At 57.1% G+C, this 14488-nt stretch carries 14 protein-coding genes and 1 tRNA gene; 11 read left to right on the top strand and 4 right to left on the bottom strand.

Annotation, left to right across the window (positions count from 1 at the left end):
* Nucleotides 1-82: 82 nt before the first annotated feature.
* The 3 genes from ND528_RS03225 to ND528_RS03215 are packed head-to-tail and all read left to right on the top strand — an operon-like array spanning nt 83 to nt 3255.
* Entirely contained in the window at nt 83-1492 is a 1410-nt protein-coding gene (locus ND528_RS03225) for a circularly permuted type 2 ATP-grasp protein (protein WP_016773787.1), read from the top strand.
* 12 nt (nt 1493-1504) lie between these two features.
* Nucleotides 1505-2455: an alpha-E domain-containing protein gene (locus ND528_RS03220; RefSeq protein ID WP_016773788.1), complete on the top strand. Its 951-nt coding sequence runs from the start codon at nt 1505-1507 to the stop codon at nt 2453-2455.
* Nucleotides 2452-3255: a transglutaminase family protein gene (locus tag ND528_RS03215; protein WP_016773789.1), complete on the top strand. Its 804-nt coding sequence runs from the start codon at nt 2452-2454 to the stop codon at nt 3253-3255. The genes ND528_RS03220 and ND528_RS03215 overlap by 4 nt, the downstream gene beginning before the upstream one ends.
* A gap of 118 nt (nt 3256-3373) precedes the next feature.
* On the opposite strand, the gene ND528_RS03210 is transcribed toward ND528_RS03215, so the two are convergent.
* Nucleotides 3374-4195 carry a c-type cytochrome gene (locus ND528_RS03210; RefSeq protein ID WP_263469806.1) on the bottom strand — a complete coding sequence of 274 codons (822 nt, stop codon included), beginning with the start codon at nt 4193-4195 and terminating at the stop codon, nt 3374-3376.
* A gap of 577 nt (nt 4196-4772) precedes the next feature.
* Here ND528_RS03210 and ND528_RS03205 point away from each other — a divergent pair.
* The 3 genes from ND528_RS03205 to ND528_RS03195 all read left to right on the top strand — a co-directional run bounded on the left by ND528_RS03205 (nt 4773) and on the right by ND528_RS03195 (nt 8967).
* On the top strand, nt 4773-5978 hold the full coding sequence (locus tag ND528_RS03205) for an acetyl-CoA C-acetyltransferase (RefSeq protein WP_263469667.1): 1206 nt from the start codon (nt 4773-4775) through the stop codon (nt 5976-5978).
* A 24-nt stretch (nt 5979-6002) separates the two neighbouring features.
* Nucleotides 6003-8147 (top strand): 3-hydroxyacyl-CoA dehydrogenase NAD-binding domain-containing protein, encoded by a 2145-nt coding sequence (locus ND528_RS03200; protein ID WP_263469666.1) that lies wholly within the window; start codon nt 6003-6005, stop codon nt 8145-8147.
* Between the two features lie 91 nt (nt 8148-8238).
* A complete protein-coding gene (locus ND528_RS03195) occupies nt 8239-8967 on the top strand; it encodes an amidotransferase (RefSeq protein ID WP_110645140.1) in 729 nt (242 codons plus the stop codon).
* A gap of 69 nt (nt 8968-9036) precedes the next feature.
* Here ND528_RS03195 and ND528_RS03190 read toward each other — a convergent pair whose 3' ends face one another.
* The 3 genes from ND528_RS03190 to ND528_RS03180 all read right to left on the bottom strand — a co-directional run bounded on the left by ND528_RS03190 (nt 9037) and on the right by ND528_RS03180 (nt 11774).
* The gene (locus tag ND528_RS03190) at nt 9037-10008 is read right to left on the bottom strand and encodes a magnesium and cobalt transport protein CorA (protein WP_016773794.1); all 972 of its coding nucleotides are present in this window, start codon (nt 10006-10008) and stop codon (nt 9037-9039) included.
* A 132-nt stretch (nt 10009-10140) separates the two neighbouring features.
* Nucleotides 10141-10863, bottom strand: coding sequence for a lysophospholipid acyltransferase family protein (locus ND528_RS03185; protein WP_263469665.1), 723 nt, complete (start codon nt 10861-10863; stop codon nt 10141-10143).
* 221 nt (nt 10864-11084) lie between these two features.
* Nucleotides 11085-11774, bottom strand: coding sequence for a crotonase/enoyl-CoA hydratase family protein (locus tag ND528_RS03180; protein WP_016773796.1), 690 nt, complete (start codon nt 11772-11774; stop codon nt 11085-11087).
* A 297-nt stretch (nt 11775-12071) separates the two neighbouring features.
* Here ND528_RS03180 and ND528_RS03175 point away from each other — a divergent pair.
* The 5 genes from ND528_RS03175 (at nt 12072) to ND528_RS03155 (ending at nt 14412) form a co-directional block, all read left to right on the top strand.
* Nucleotides 12072-12161 (top strand) — tRNA-Ser (locus tag ND528_RS03175).
* A 216-nt stretch (nt 12162-12377) separates the two neighbouring features.
* The gene (locus tag ND528_RS03170) at nt 12378-12596 is read left to right on the top strand and encodes a hypothetical protein (protein ID WP_263469664.1); all 219 of its coding nucleotides are present in this window, start codon (nt 12378-12380) and stop codon (nt 12594-12596) included.
* Between the two features lie 310 nt (nt 12597-12906).
* Nucleotides 12907-13134: a hypothetical protein gene (locus ND528_RS03165; protein ID WP_263469663.1), complete on the top strand. Its 228-nt coding sequence runs from the start codon at nt 12907-12909 to the stop codon at nt 13132-13134.
* Entirely contained in the window at nt 13118-13810 is a 693-nt protein-coding gene (locus ND528_RS03160) for a hypothetical protein (RefSeq protein WP_263469662.1), read from the top strand. The genes ND528_RS03165 and ND528_RS03160 overlap by 17 nt, the downstream gene beginning before the upstream one ends.
* Complete coding sequence (locus tag ND528_RS03155; RefSeq protein WP_263469661.1) at nt 13807-14412, top strand: hypothetical protein; 606 nt, start codon at nt 13807-13809, stop codon at nt 14410-14412. Before ND528_RS03160 ends, ND528_RS03155 begins: the two co-directional genes overlap by 4 nt.
* Nucleotides 14413-14488: the final 76 nt, after the last annotated feature.

The raw sequence follows: 14488 nt of genomic DNA, 5'->3' as shown, positions 1-14488 counted from the left end.
CAACCGATTGAAATCAAAGCGTTTATGCCGATGGCACGGGCCTTGCGAAGGCCTGTATGTCCGGAGTGACAAGGAGTACGGCATGATCCGCACCTATTTTGACGAGATGTACGATGCCGGCGGCCTGGTCCGCCCGCATTACCGAGAATTTGCCCGCTGGCTGGCCGAGACGCCCGACGAGCTGCTCGCGCAGCGCCGCCGCGAGGCCGATCTGCTGTTCCACCGTGCCGGGATCACCTTCACGCTCTATGGCGACGAGCAGGGCACCGAGCGCCTGATTCCGTTCGATACCATTCCCCGCAGCATCCCCGCCAGTGAATGGCGGATTGTCGAGCGCGGCTGCATCCAGCGGGTCAAGGCGTTGAACATGTTTCTCGCCGACCTCTACCACGAGCAGCGCATCATCAAGGCCGGGATCATTCCCGCCGAGCAGGTGCTGGCCAACGAGCAATACCAGTTGGCAATGCAGGGCCTGGATCTGCACCGCGACATCTACTCGCATATCTCCGGCGTCGATCTGGTGCGCGATGGCGATGGCACTTATTACGTTCTCGAAGACAACCTGCGCACACCCAGCGGCGTCAGCTACATGCTCGAAGACCGCAAGATGATGATGCGCCTGTTCCCCGAGCTGTTCTCCGCCCAGCGCATCGCCCCGATCGATCACTATCCCAATCTGCTGCTCGACACCCTGAAAAGCTCAAGCCCGATCGACAATCCGAGCGTGGTGGTGTTGACGCCTGGACGCTTCAACAGCGCGTTCTTCGAGCACGCGTTTCTTGCCCGGGAAATGGGCGTGGAACTGGTCGAAGGTGCGGATCTGTTCGTGCGTGACGACAAAGTCTTCATGCGCACCACCGATGGCCCGAAAGCGGTCGACGTGATCTATCGCCGCCTCGACGATGCCTTCCTCGATCCGCTGGCATTCAACCCGGACTCGATGCTCGGCGTGCCTGGGCTGTTGTCGTCCTATCGCTCCGGCAATGTGGTGCTGGCCAACGCCATCGGCACCGGGGTGGCGGACGATAAATCGGTGTATCCGTTTGTCACCGACATGATCCGTTTCTACCTCGACGAAGAGCCGATTCTGAAAAACGTGCCGACCTGGCAGTGCCGCAACCCGTCCGAGCTGTCCCACGTGCTGGCCAATCTTCCGGAACTGGTGGTCAAGGAAACCCAAGGCTCCGGCGGTTACGGCATGCTCGTTGGGCCAGCCGCGACGACGGCGGAAATCGATGCCTTTCGTGAGCGCATCAAAGCCAAACCCCACGCCTACATCGCGCAGCCGACGCTGTCGCTGTCGACCTGTCCGACCTTTGTCGAAAACGGCATTGCACCGCGCCATATCGATTTGCGTCCGTTTGTGTTGTCCGGTCGCGAAACCCGTGTCGTGCCTGGCGGTTTGACCCGTGTCGCGTTGCGTGAAGGCTCCCTGGTGGTGAATTCCTCCCAGGGCGGCGGCACCAAGGACACCTGGGTAGTCGAGGATTGAAGGAAGCTTGCCATGTTAAGTAGAACTGCCTCGGATCTGTACTGGATGTCGCGTTACCTGGAGCGTGCGGAGAATCTCGCGCGCATGCTCGACATCAGTTATTCGCTGTCGCTGATGCCGCAGGACGGGCGCGGCGACGGTCTGCACGAACTCGCCATGCCGTTGCTGATCACCGGCACCCTGGACGATTACCTTGAACGCCACGGCGACCTGCACGCAGAGCGCCTGCTGCATTTCTTCGCACTGGATGCCGCCAACCCGGCCAGTATCTACAGCTGCCTTGGTGCAGCGCGGGCCAGTGCTCATGCGGTACGCGGGCGAATCACTGCGGACATGTGGGAAAACATCAACGCGACCTGGCTGGAGATTCGCGGCATCGCCGAACAGGGCTTGAGCCGCTATGGCATGAGTCGTTTCTGTGAATGGATCAAGGAACGTTCGCACCTGTTTCGTGGCGCCTCATACGGCACGATCATGCGCAACGACGCGTTTCGCTTTATTCGCCTGGGCACGTTTATCGAGCGCGCGGACAACACGCTGCGCCTGCTCGATGCCCGTTACGAAATGGCCGGCGATCAGGCCGAAGCAGTCAGCGACGGCACGGCGCACGCCTATTACCAATGGAGTGCGCTGCTGCGCGCCTTGTCCTCATTCGAGGCCTACACCGAAATCTACCGCGACGCGCCCGGGGCCCGGCATGTCGCCGAACTGCTGCTGTTGCGCGCCGACGTGCCGCGTTCGCTGCGTGCCTGTACCGAAGAGATCGACCAGATCCTCGCGCAACTGCCAGGCGCCAACGGCCGCCCGGCACAACGCCTGGCGGCGGAAATGGACGCGCGCCTGCGCTACACCGGCATCAACGAAATCCTCGAAGAAGGCCTGCACGCCTGGCTGACCGAATTCATCCCGCTGGTGCGCCAGTTGGGCAACGCCATTCACAGTTCCTACCTGGAGGCTGCATGAGACTTTCCATAAGCCACGAGACCACCTATCACTACGAAGATCAGGTGCGCGCGAGCATCCAGTACCTGCGCCTGACGCCCCACGACAGCGAGCGCCAGCATGTCCTCAGTTGGCAACTCGACCTGCCGCGTCCGGTGCGTGCGCAGCTCGATCCGTTCGGCAACATCCTGCATGTGCTGACCATGGACGAACCGCACGAAGCGATCATCATTGGTGCCCGAGGTCAGGTCGATATCGATGAGTTGCGCGAGGCCGAACATGAAAGCCAGTCAGCCCTGCCGTTCCTGCGCTTCACGCGCCTGACCGAAGCCGATGAAGCCTTGCGCGAGTTTGCCGCGAAAAACTGCAAGCAACGGCGAGATCGCACCGCGCTGATCGACTTGATGCACGGTCTGAATCAGCACATGACCTACACGCCGGGCTCCACCGAAGTCGACACCAGCGCCGCCGAAGCTTTCGCCGGTCGCGCCGGGGTTTGTCAGGATCATACCCATGCGTTTCTCGCCTGCGCGCGCAGTCTCGGTGTGCCGTCGCGTTACGTGTCGGGTTATCTGTACAGCGAAGATTGCGAGCATCTGGCCAGTCATGCCTGGGCAGAAGCGTGGCTGGACGACGCGTGGTACAGCTTCGACGTGACCAACCAACTGGCGCGCCCGGAGCGACACCTGAAGCTGGCGGTCGGCCTGGATTATCTCGATGCCTGCCCGGTCCGTGGCATGCGCCGGGGCGGCGGTTGCGAGCAGATGCATGCGAAGGTGTTCGTCTCGCCAACGCCGGTGATTTCCGTGCAGCAACAGTAATTGCGGGGCCTTGTAGGAGCTGCGGCACGCTGCGATCTTTTGATCTTATCTGTAAAAAACAGGATCAAAAGATCGCAGCCTCGTTGCACTCGACAGCTCCTACAAAGTTTTCTGCTGATCAGGGTTTAGCTTTGCGGCCGGCCATATGCTTGAGATACCCCACCAGCATTTCAAGATCCCCATCCGGCAACACCTCTTCCGAAAACCCCGGCATCTTCGCCTGCGGCCACTGACGCAAACTCTGCGGATCGCGGATGTAGCGCTTCAAGAAATCCGCCCCAAAATACTCGGTCGGGCTATACGGAATATTCAGATCCGGACCGAACTGCGCGTCTCCGGCACCATTCAACCGGTGACAGGCCAGGCAGTTTTTCTGAAACAGGGCAAAACCCTTGTTCACCGGATCATCGGCCTTCAAGGCAGGATCGGGCAGCAGGGCAGGAAAGCGTTGGGCCACTGGCGCCATCAACTTGATGCTGGCGACTTCGAACGGCCACTGTTCGGGGCTGATATTGCCGGCCTGCGGATCGGTCCAGACCAGATAGAACGGCCCGGCGCTGTGTTTGCCGGCGGATAACGGAGGCCACGGCTGCGCCGGATCCTCGATCGCCAGCCATGCGCGTGCGCCGTCCTTGTTCAGCAAGGGCGCAGCGGCCAACTCTGCGGCAAAGCCATCCAGCGCCACCGCCTGCAAGTGATCCTCCGGCTTGACCCCCTTCAGCAACGCGGCCAGAGGCACAGCTTGATAGGTCATGTCCTTCTTGTAGGAGACATCATTGTTGATCGTGAGAGTTTGCAGCTGGGGATGTTTGAGCAGTTCTTCGGTCTGCCAGGTGCGGCTGTTTGCGCCCAACTGCAGATCCAGTTGTGCGGCAGACAAGGGCAAGCTCAGTAGCAAGGCACCGAGCGCAATGAGCGTTTTCAAATGATCGCCGTCCATGTCGTTGAAGTGCGCAAAGGTTGGCACAACCACGCTGGCCCGGGTAGCGGGCCAGTCACATTTTCAGTGGCGATATACAGCACGCGACGTTTGAATCAGCCGATGACCTTGGTCAGATTCGGCAAGATCAACAACAGCGTCGTGGCGAAAAGAATGAGTCCTGCTTGACGTACTTTCGGTTGTTTGAACATGGCTTGACCGCCTTTATTGTTATTTCCTGATGCATGCCTGACTGCATATCCCTGACGGCACGCGGTGCACTTCCTGTTAAAAGACGCCCGTCTGGGCAAAACCCGACGACGATGGCGTACATCTTCACCTTAGAGCCCACGTCAGCCATCGCTTAGATCCATTTCATATGGTGATCTTCAAAAATGCTTTTAAAAGGACATGAGGCGTATTGCCAGCTTCTTTGCCGCCCGCTGGCTAGACAACTCGACGACCTGAACCGGTTCACCTGATGTCATATGACCGTCCGTCTGAGCGTGTGCGTCAAGCGCTTTGAGCAATGTGGTCATTGCTTGCCAGTCGGCACAGGCCGAAAGTGAAGTGACAATAAATCAGGTTCGAGGACGTCATGACTGAAGCTTTGATTTTCGATGCGTTGCGCACCCCGCGTGGCAAAGGCAAGGCCGATGGCGCGCTGCACAGCGTGAAGCCGGTCAACCTGGTGGCCGGTTTGCTGAACGCCTTGCAGGCGCGCACCGCGCTGGACACCAGTCAGGTCGATGATGTCGTCCTCGGCTGCGTCACGCCGATTGGCGATCAAGGCTCGGACATCGCCAAGACGACGGTGCAAGTGGCCGACTGGGACGTCAGCGTCGCCGGTGTGCAGATCAATCGTTTCTGCGCTTCGGGTCTGGAAGCGGTGAATCTTGGCGCGATGAAAGTGCGCTCGGGCTTCGAGGATCTGGTGGTGGTTGGCGGCGTCGAGTCGATGTCGCGGGTGCCAATGGGCAGCGATGGCGGCGCCTGGGCGCTGGACCCGCAGACCAACCTGCACAGCCATTTCACCCCGCAAGGTGTTGGCGCCGATCTCATCGCTACCCTCGAAGGCTTCAGCCGGCAGGACGTCGATGCCTACGCGCTGCACTCGCAGCAAAAAGCCGCACGAGCGCGGGCCGATGGCTCGTTCAACAAGTCGCTGGTGCCGGTGCAGGATCAGAACGGCATCATCCTTCTTGATCACGATGAATTTATCCGCGCCGAATCGACCCTCGAAGGCCTGGGCAAGCTCAAGCCGAGTTTCGAAATGATCGGGCAGATGGGCTTCGACGCCACGGCGTTGCGGGTCTACAGCCATGTCGAGCGGATCAACCACGTGCACACGCCCGGCAACAGTTCCGGAATTGTCGACGGTGCGGCGTTGATGCTCATCGGTTCCGAAGCCAAGGGCCGCGCGTTGGGCCTGCAGCCACGGGCGCGCATCGTTGCCACGGCCGTCACCAGTACCGACCCGACCATCATGCTCACCGGCCCGGCGCCGGCGACCCGCAAAGCGCTGGCCAAGGCCGGGCTGCGCGTGGAAGACATCGATCTGTTCGAGGTCAACGAAGCGTTTGCTTCGGTGGTGTTGAAATTCATCAAGGACATGGCCGTCGATCCCGGCAAGGTCAACGTCAACGGCGGCTCGATCGCCATGGGCCACCCGCTGGGCGCCACGGGTTGCGCGATCCTCGGCACCCTGCTTGATGAACTGGAGGCGCGCAACCTGCGCTACGGCCTGGCGGCGCTGTGTGTCGGCGGCGGCATGGGCATTGCCACCATCATCGAACGCCTCTGAGCCACGACTTCAAGGAACCCTGTTATGAGCGAAGCCATTCGTTACGAAAAAGGCCAGGACGGCGTCGTCGTGCTGACCATGGACATGCCGGGCCAGAGCGCCAACACCATGAACGCCGTGTACCGCGAGGCCATGGCCGCTTGCGTTGCTCGTTTGCTGACCGAGAAAGACAGCATCGCCGGAGTCATCATCACTTCGGCGAAGAAAACCTTTTTTGCCGGCGGCGACCTCAATGAACTGATCAAGGTCGGCAAGCCCGAAGCCAAAGCCTTCTACGACATGGTGCTGACCCTCAAGGCGCAATTGCGCAGCCTGGAAACCCTCGGCAAACCGGTGGTCGCGGCGATCAACGGCGTTGCGCTGGGCGGCGGCTGGGAGATCTGCCTGGCCTGTCACCACCGCATTGCTGTTGATGACGCCTCGGTGCAACTCGGTCTTCCGGAAGTGACCCTGGGCCTTTTGCCGGGCGGCGGCGGGGTGGTGCGCATGGTGCGCATGCTCGGCATCGAAAAAGCGTTGCCGTACTTGCTTGAAGGCAAGAAAGTGCGCCCGCAACAGGCGTTGCAGGCCGGGCTGATTGATGAATTGGCAGCGGATCCAGATGAATTGCTGGCCAAGGCGCGTGCTTGGATTTTGGCCAATCCGGCGGCAGTGCAGCGCTGGGACGTCAAGGGGTACCAGATTCCCGGCGGCACGCCATCGAACCCGAAAGTAGCGCAGATGCTGGCGATTGCGCCGTCGATCCTGCGCGCGAAAACCCAAGGCACTCTGCCGGCGCCGGAGAAGATTCTGTGCGCGGCAGTGGAGGGCGCTCAGGTCGATTTTGACACCGCGCACCTGATCGAAACCCGCTACTTCACTGAGCTGACGACCGGGCAAATCTCGAAAAACCTGATCGGTACGTTCTGGTTCCAGTTGAACGAGATCAACGCCGGCGGTTCCAGGCCGCAAGGTTTTGCGCCCTATAAAACCCGCAAAGTCGGTGTGCTCGGCGCCGGAATGATGGGCGCAGGCATCGCGTTCGTCAGCGCCTCGGCCGGTATCGACGTCGTCCTCAAGGACATCAACCTCGCCGCTGCCGAGAAGGGCAAAGCGCATTCCGCAGCGCTGCTGGACAAGAAAGTTACCCGTGGCCAAATGACTGCCGAACAGCGCGAAGCGGTGCTGGCGCGAATCGTTGCGAGCGAAAGTGATGCCGATCTGGCCGGTTGCGATCTGATCATCGAAGCGGTGTTCGAGGATCGCCAACTCAAAGCCAGGGTGTCCGCCGCCGCGCAACAGGTCGTGGGCGGCGAAGCGGTCATTGCTTCCAATACGTCGACGCTGCCGATCACCGGTCTGGCGACGGCGGTGGCCGATCAAAGTAAATTCATCGGCCTGCATTTCTTCAGTCCGGTAGAAAAAATGCCGCTGGTGGAAATCATCAAAGGTGCGCAGACCAGCGCCGAAACACTCGCTCGCGGTTTCGATTTCGTGCTGCAAATCAAGAAAACTCCGATCGTGGTCAACGACAGTCGCGGCTTCTTTACCTCGCGGGTGTTCGGCACGTTCACCAACGAAGGCATTGCCATGCTCGGCGAGGGCGTCAGTGCGCCGATGATCGAGACCGAAGCGCGCAAGGCTGGGATGCCGGTCGGGCCTCTGGCAATCTCCGACGAAGTTTCCCTCAGTCTGATGAGCCATATCCGTCAGCAGACGGCCAAGGACTTACAAGCAGAGGGGAAACCGCTGATTGAGCACCCGGCCTTTGCCGTGATTGACTTGATGCTCAATGAATTCAAACGACCGGGCAAAGCTGCCGGAGGCGGTTTTTATGAGTATCCAGCGGGCTCGCAGAAGCATTTATGGCCGGAGCTGAAAACGCGCTTCGAGAAGGCCGACGGACAGATCTCTGCGAAGGATGTGCGTGATCGGCTGTTGTTTGTGCAGGCCATCGAAACCGTGCGTTGCGTGGAGGAGGGCGTGCTCACCTCGACGGCGGATGCCAACGTCGGCTCGATCTTCGGCATCGGTTTCGCCGCGTGGACCGGTGGGGCGCTGCAGTTCATCAACCAGTATGGCCTGAAGGACTTCATCGCCCGCGCGCAGTATCTGGCCGAGCAATACGGCGAACGTTTTACCCCGCCAGCGCTGCTGCTGGACAAAGCGGCGAAAGGTGAAATGTTCTAGGCCAACGAGCATTTCGGGGCTTGCCTTGGCCGGGTGTTTCAAGGCAGGCTCTGGGGTGTTCATTATTCCCATCACGTGTCAGGTATTTTTTATGTCGCTGCGCATCTGCATTCTCGAAACCGACATCCTGCGGCCCGAATTGATTGACCAATATCAGGGCTATGGGCAGATGTTCCAGCGCCTGTTCTCGCAGCAACCGATCGCCGCTGAGTTCACTGTCTATAACGTGGTGAAGGGTGAGTATCCAAGCGACGACGAGATTTTCGATGCGTATCTGGTCACTGGCAGCAAGGCCGATTCGTTCGGCACGGATCCGTGGATCCAGACTCTCAAGACCTATCTTCTGAATCGCTACGAACGTGGCGACAAATTGCTCGGCGTGTGCTTTGGCCATCAATTGCTGGCACTGCTGCTTGGTGGCAAGAGCGAGCGTGCTTCCCAAGGCTGGGGCGTCGGCACTCACAGCTATCAGCTGGCAGCCAAGGCGCCGTGGATGAGCCCGGTGCGCGAAGAGCTGACACTGCTGATCAGTCATCAGGATCAGGTCACCGAGCTACCGGAAAACGCCACGGTCATCGCGTCCAGCGATTTCTGCCCGTTCGCGGCGTATCACATCAACGATCAAGTGCTGTGCTTCCAGGGCCACCCGGAATTCATTCACGATTATTCGCGCGCGCTGCTCGATCTGCGCCAGGAAGCGCTGGGCTCGCAGATCTACAGCAAGGGGGTCGCGAGCCTAGAGCAGGAGCATCATGGCGCAACGGTAGCGGAGTGGATGATGCGCTTCGTGGCGCACAAGCCGGAAGCGGCTCAACGCTAAAAGGGTCTGCTTCCACAATCCCTGTGGGAGCGAGCCTGCTCGCGAATATCCGGGGCAACGCGGTCCCGGCTACAGCCACCCGGACCGCTTGAAACTCGCCCACAAACTCACACACCCCACCGCAATAAACCCCAGCACCGCAAAATAACCGTAATGCCAGGTCAATTCCGGCATGTTCTGGAAGTTCATCCCGTAAATCCCCGCCACCGCCGTCGGGAACGCCAGAATCGCCGCCCACGCTGCAAACTTGCGCTGCACCACGCTCTGCCGTGATGCCTCGAGCAACACGCCAATCTCGATGGTCTGGCTGGCAATGTCCGCCAGCGTGCTCAGGTCTTCCATCTGCCGCGTCACGTGAATCTGCACATCGCGAAAGTACGGACGCATGTTCTTGTCGATGAACGGGAAACTGAGCTTTTGCAGCTCTTCGCCAATTTCCACCATTGGCGCCGCATACCGGCGCAAGCGCACCACATCACGGCGCAAACCGTGCAGCTTCTGGATGTCTCGCTCGTTGAGGGCGCTGCACAGCACGTTGCGCTCCAACTCATCGATCTCGGCGTGGATCGCTTCGCCCACCGGCTGATAATTTTCGATGACGAAATCGAGCAGCGCATACAGAACGAAATCCTCCCCGTGCTCGAGCAACAGCGGGCGCGCTTCACAGCGTTGACGCACATAGGCGTACGACGCGGAGTGGCCGTTGCGTGCGGTAATGATGTAACCCCTGCCGGCGAAGATATGCGTTTCGATGAATTGCAAAACGCCGTTTTCGCGAACCGGTGAGTAGGTGACGATAAACAAAGCGTCACCAAAGGTTTCCAGTTTCGGTCGGCTGTGTTTTTCCAGCGCGTCTTCGATGGCCAGTTCATGCAAGTTGAACTGACGTTGCAGGTTGGATAATTCCTGTGCGTCCGGTTCTTCCAGGCCGATCCACACGAAGTGGCCGGGTTTGGCCGCCCAGGCGGCACCTTCGTCCAGCGCAATATTGGTGACTTTCTTACCCTCGCTGTACACCGCAGCAGCAACAACTCGACCCATGGTGGTGATTCACTTCTTCTTGGCAGATGGCAGGGGAACAAGGCTTCAGCTTAGCCGTGTCGCTGCTTGAGAGTCAGTGAAACTTCTACAGTTCACCCGGCAAAAGAAAACCCGCACAGGGCGGGTCTTGTTTCACGCGGCTTGCAGTTGCCGATCCATCGATTCAATGCACTCGCGCATCTGCTCGCGGCATCGCTCAATCAGCATGGGCATGTCGTCCATGGTCAATCCGACTGTAGGAATCGCCGGCAAGGAACGTATGAGAACGTCCCCGCTGCGCCAGCGATTCAGGCGCATGTGTTTGATATAGCTGCTCACGCACACCGGAACGATCGGCACGCCGGCGGCAATTGCCATCTGGAACGCGCCTTTCTTGAACGGCAGCAAATCTTCACCGAGGTTGCGGGTGCCTTCCGGAAACACCCAGATCGAGGTGTCTTCGTTCTGCAAGGTGTGGGTCGTCGTCAGCATCGACTGCCGCGCCTCGTGCGCATTGCCACGGTCGATCAACACATTGCCGGCCAGCCAGAACAACTGGCCGAACAAAGGCACCCACTTCAGGCTTTTCTTGCCGATACACACGGTGCGGCGGGGGACGACATTGCCGAAGACGAACAGATCGTAGTTGGACTGATGGTTGGCAATGATCACGCAACTGTCGGGCTTGTTCATCAAGCCGTTGACCTCGGACCTGACCCGCAAACGCAAGATACACATCGCCGGCAAAGCGTAAAGGCGGGCGCACAGTCGGCTGTTGTCCGGGTTGAACGGGCGGCACAGTCCAAGGATCACGCCGAGCACACCCGCGAGAATAAAGTGCAGGCCCATCAACAACATACGAAACGCAAACAGCATTTTTGCAGGCCCACCGGGACAAAAGGTGGCGCAGTGTACGGATGTGCACTGTTTTCGGCAATTGCCGCTATAGAGTCCGGAGATGGCCGATGTTTAAGCGCATGTTTCAGTCTTGCCTGTCAGGCGCGTCCTAGAGCTTTCCGCGAATCTTCGACGTATGACGTAAGAAAAAGCCCGACACGAGGGTCGGGCTATTCACTTATCGGCAGATCCTGGACGAGTCAGCCCAGATGTTGCTGATCCTGCAGGATGGCGTCGTCGAGGGTTTCCAGCAGTTGCTTGCGCACTTTCAGCTTGGTGTTCTTGTGCGCGAGCATGTTGATCTTCTTCAACTGCCGCGCGGCAGCCAGCGCGGCCCCCTGCAATTCTTCGGCAGCGACGACTTTGTCGAGGAAGCCTGCATCAACGGCACTTTGCGGATCGAACATCTCGCCATTGATCACCGAGCGATGGAAAGCCGAACGCCGCAAGCGATCACGCGCCAGTTCGATACCGGCGTGGTGCATGGTCATGCCGATCTGCACTTCGTTCAGGCCGATGCTGAACGGGCCGTCGACACCGATGCGGTAATCGGCGGACAACAGCAGGAAAGCACCCTTGGCCACGGCGTGCCCCGGGCAAGCAACGATCACCGGGAACGGGTGAGAGAGCAGGCGGCGGGCCAGGGTCGAACCGGCCGTCACCAGCGCAACGGCTTCTTTCGGGCCGGCGGTCATCACCTTCAGGTCATACCCGCCCGAGAGGATCCCCGGCTGCCCGGTAATGATCACCACGGCGCGATCCGCCACCGCCTGATCCAGCGCCGCGTTAAACGCCGCAATCACATCCGGAGAAATCGCGTTGACCTTGCCATTGTTCAGGGTCAGGGTCGCGATACCGTCTTCGAGGTGGTAGGCAATCAACTCGCTCATGACGCTATTCCTTATTAGAAAGATGGGCAGACGTTACCCACCGCCGCAAGCCAGGTAAAGCGCCGTGACTGACCTGCCAGTCACCGTTTTGCGCTTCGGCCAGCGTCGCGCGCGTGTTGCCTGCTATAAAAGGAAGCGCACGGCTTACCCGAGATTGGCGGGTTTGCCATGGTCCGCTCTGGCTGAACGCAACGGCCTCTCTTAAGCACATGAAAATTCTGAAAAAAAGTTTGCCATCGGAAAAGCTTTCGACTACATTAGCGCGCCTCGACAGACAGAACATGTCTGCAGAGATACGGTGAAGTGTCCGAGTGGCTTAAGGAGCACGCCTGGAAAGTGTGTATACAGGAAACTGTATCGAGAGTTCGAATCTCTCCTTCACCGCCACATTCAGTAAACGCAAACCCCTGATTTTCCTAGAGAAAGTTAGGGGTTTGTGGTTTTTGGCTTTTGAAAAAAGGCTAGATGGGACTGAGATGGGACTGACATGGATCTTGGGCGGTATTTTGGTGCGCAAATAGCCACCAGCTAATGGTTGATTGGCCTTCTCCAACGATGCGATGAGCTAGGCTTATTCGGAACCCTTCTTCACGGACGATTTCGATGCCAACTGACTCACAATTCAACATTGCCACGGCGGATGCATTGACACTGCTTCTGCATAACCAGCATGCCTTGGGGGCGGCTATAGAGGAGGTCACTAGGTGGCTTTCAGAGAAAGGGGCAGAAGATGTTGCCCTTTCCGCAAATATGGCCGTAGAGACGCTGGACAGAAACGCACGGGCGCTAACAGACGCGATTCTGCGAATACGGCATTCTTAGGGCGTCGTAGCTGATAATGCATAGGAAACAACGGCAGCGCTTCAATAGGGATCCAGCATCTGCGACGGTTAACAAGACGCATCGAACTGAATGTGTCCGGTGAGGTGAGCCTATCCCTGCTACGCGACGTTCATTAGCAGTCATAAGCTATGCCTCTTCCCGCTACGCTGTCCCTGTTCAATGCCATTCCGGAGGAGTTCTAATGGTTCCTCTGGAGCCTCACGCTTTAAACCCAACGTGCTATGCTCGGCTTGCTGCGTCGTAGCACCTAATCGTCACGACCGCCGTTTTTATATAAATTGGAATAGACATGTCGAAAGTAAAAAAGGAAAGTTTGCAACGTCACACTCCTCCTTCCCTGGTTTCAGGCTTCAAAGCTGCTCAAACCTCAAACGTCTTAATCATTGATTTTATTACGGCGCTTCCGGGTGAGACTGAAGCAATATTTGATTCTGTAGTTTTGACAAAGGATATTACTCAAAACTTGCTGAAAGCCCTAAATCAATTTTTGGAAAACGATGATGGCGAAAAAAATTGAGGACAAGGTTTCCACTGCAAGCGTTGGTCATTATTATGTAAAAGATCATTTTGTGACGCTTGCTCAGCCAATGTACTTGCAGAAAAAACAAACTCAAAAAGCTATTGATTCACAGTTTACAGAGCAGGTTTTTTATACTGAGAGTTTTGCTGAAGTATATGACCCGGAAGATCGTCATTTTATTGATGAAAGGTTGTCTTGGTATGATGCCATTGAAAACGGAGATTTAAAGCCAAGCATAGACCAACATGGGAACGTTAGTTTCCTAGCCGATAGGTTTTTTAACTCGCAGCACACAGAGTGGTGCGAGCAAATTGAAAAGATTGCTAGCCAATGGATAGAAAGAGAGTATTGCAGTAATACTCAGGTTTCTTATAGCAGCAATATTGACGCTATATTGCAAGCATTGTCGCAGCTCACTCGTTATCTTCCAGAGTTGCAAGAAAAGCAACCAAACTATTTTTTAGATGTTGAAACTTATAAGATCGGGGTCACTATGCAGGGTGAGGGCACTCTCACTCTATTGATAGGTGGTAACTCTGAAGTTGAATATTCCTATGCTCAGCGTCAAGCAAAAGGCTCGATACGAGTTTCGGGGATTGCTAAACTTACCACTAATATTAGAAATTCAAAAAATATATGGAAGCTACTGAATCTTCAAGGAATTATCAAATGACTGAACACTCCGCAGAAACTCTGGTGTATCGGTATCTGAAGCCAAGCGATATTCGCGGTCACTTGTGCTGGTCACAGGTTGATAGCAGTGTAACTATGACAGAGTCGTGCGGTGGCGAATTTGTGGAGTTTGCGACATTTGATTTACGCAAAGAGCGTAACGAGAAGGCGGTTTCGTTTTTCAGATCTTTCAAAGTAGATGATACAAACCGGATTCTTGACGTCTTAAATGAGTTGCGGTATCGGAAGACGAAAGGTGGCAAACTTGAAGATTCAGGTTTTGCTGTTAATGCCGGGATGATGCGAATCGATTATGAACGTGCGCATGAAGATTTAAATGATGAGCGTGAGGTGATTGTTTTCAAGGACGACGATGCATCTGGTAGGGAATGTCGTCATTACGGCTTGACTATCACTCCTAATGCAACGACTTCTCGTCTTGAGATAATCAATACGCTTCTGGAATTATCTAAGTTCTTTGCATTAAAACAAAGATCTAAAAAGCCGGATACCCGGGAAATAATGGAGTTTAGCGACGCAGAATCTGCGTTCTTCTCAATAGCCACAGGCGCTATTATTGGAGCGCCGCCCGCAACAACATGACTATTTTTCAAGTTAAATTCATCATTCGCGAACGTTGGGCATGCTTCATACATAGTGGACTTGATTATATGGTCGG

The organism is Pseudomonas mercuritolerans (assembly GCF_025706525.1).
Lineage (GTDB): Bacteria > Pseudomonadota > Gammaproteobacteria > Pseudomonadales > Pseudomonadaceae > Aquipseudomonas > Aquipseudomonas mercuritolerans.
The sequence above is the reverse complement of the archived record's forward strand: the minus strand, read 5'-3'. Positions and strand labels throughout refer to the sequence as shown.

Coding starts and splice junctions, on each gene's coding strand:
- ND528_RS03195 (WP_110645140.1), top strand. CDS start 8,239: ATGTCGCTGCGCATCTGCATTCTCGAAACCGACATCCTGCGGCCCGAA.
- ND528_RS03165 (WP_263469663.1), top strand. CDS start 12,907: ATGTCGAAAGTAAAAAAGGAAAGTTTGCAACGTCACACTCCTCCTTCC.
- ND528_RS03205 (WP_263469667.1), top strand. CDS start 4,773: ATGACTGAAGCTTTGATTTTCGATGCGTTGCGCACCCCGCGTGGCAAA.
- ND528_RS03170 (WP_263469664.1), top strand. CDS start 12,378: ATGCCAACTGACTCACAATTCAACATTGCCACGGCGGATGCATTGACA.
- ND528_RS03215 (WP_016773789.1), top strand. CDS start 2,452: ATGAGACTTTCCATAAGCCACGAGACCACCTATCACTACGAAGATCAG.
- ND528_RS03185 (WP_263469665.1), bottom strand. CDS start 10,863: ATGCTGTTTGCGTTTCGTATGTTGTTGATGGGCCTGCACTTTATTCTC.
- ND528_RS03210 (WP_263469806.1), bottom strand. CDS start 4,195: ATGGACGGCGATCATTTGAAAACGCTCATTGCGCTCGGTGCCTTGCTA.
- ND528_RS03180 (WP_016773796.1), bottom strand. CDS start 11,774: ATGAGCGAGTTGATTGCCTACCACCTCGAAGACGGTATCGCGACCCTG.
- ND528_RS03160 (WP_263469662.1), top strand. CDS start 13,118: ATGGCGAAAAAAATTGAGGACAAGGTTTCCACTGCAAGCGTTGGTCAT.
- ND528_RS03225 (WP_016773787.1), top strand. CDS start 83: ATGATCCGCACCTATTTTGACGAGATGTACGATGCCGGCGGCCTGGTC.
- ND528_RS03190 (WP_016773794.1), bottom strand. CDS start 10,008: ATGGGTCGAGTTGTTGCTGCTGCGGTGTACAGCGAGGGTAAGAAAGTC.
- ND528_RS03155 (WP_263469661.1), top strand. CDS start 13,807: ATGACTGAACACTCCGCAGAAACTCTGGTGTATCGGTATCTGAAGCCA.
- ND528_RS03220 (WP_016773788.1), top strand. CDS start 1,505: ATGTTAAGTAGAACTGCCTCGGATCTGTACTGGATGTCGCGTTACCTG.
- ND528_RS03200 (WP_263469666.1), top strand. CDS start 6,003: ATGAGCGAAGCCATTCGTTACGAAAAAGGCCAGGACGGCGTCGTCGTG.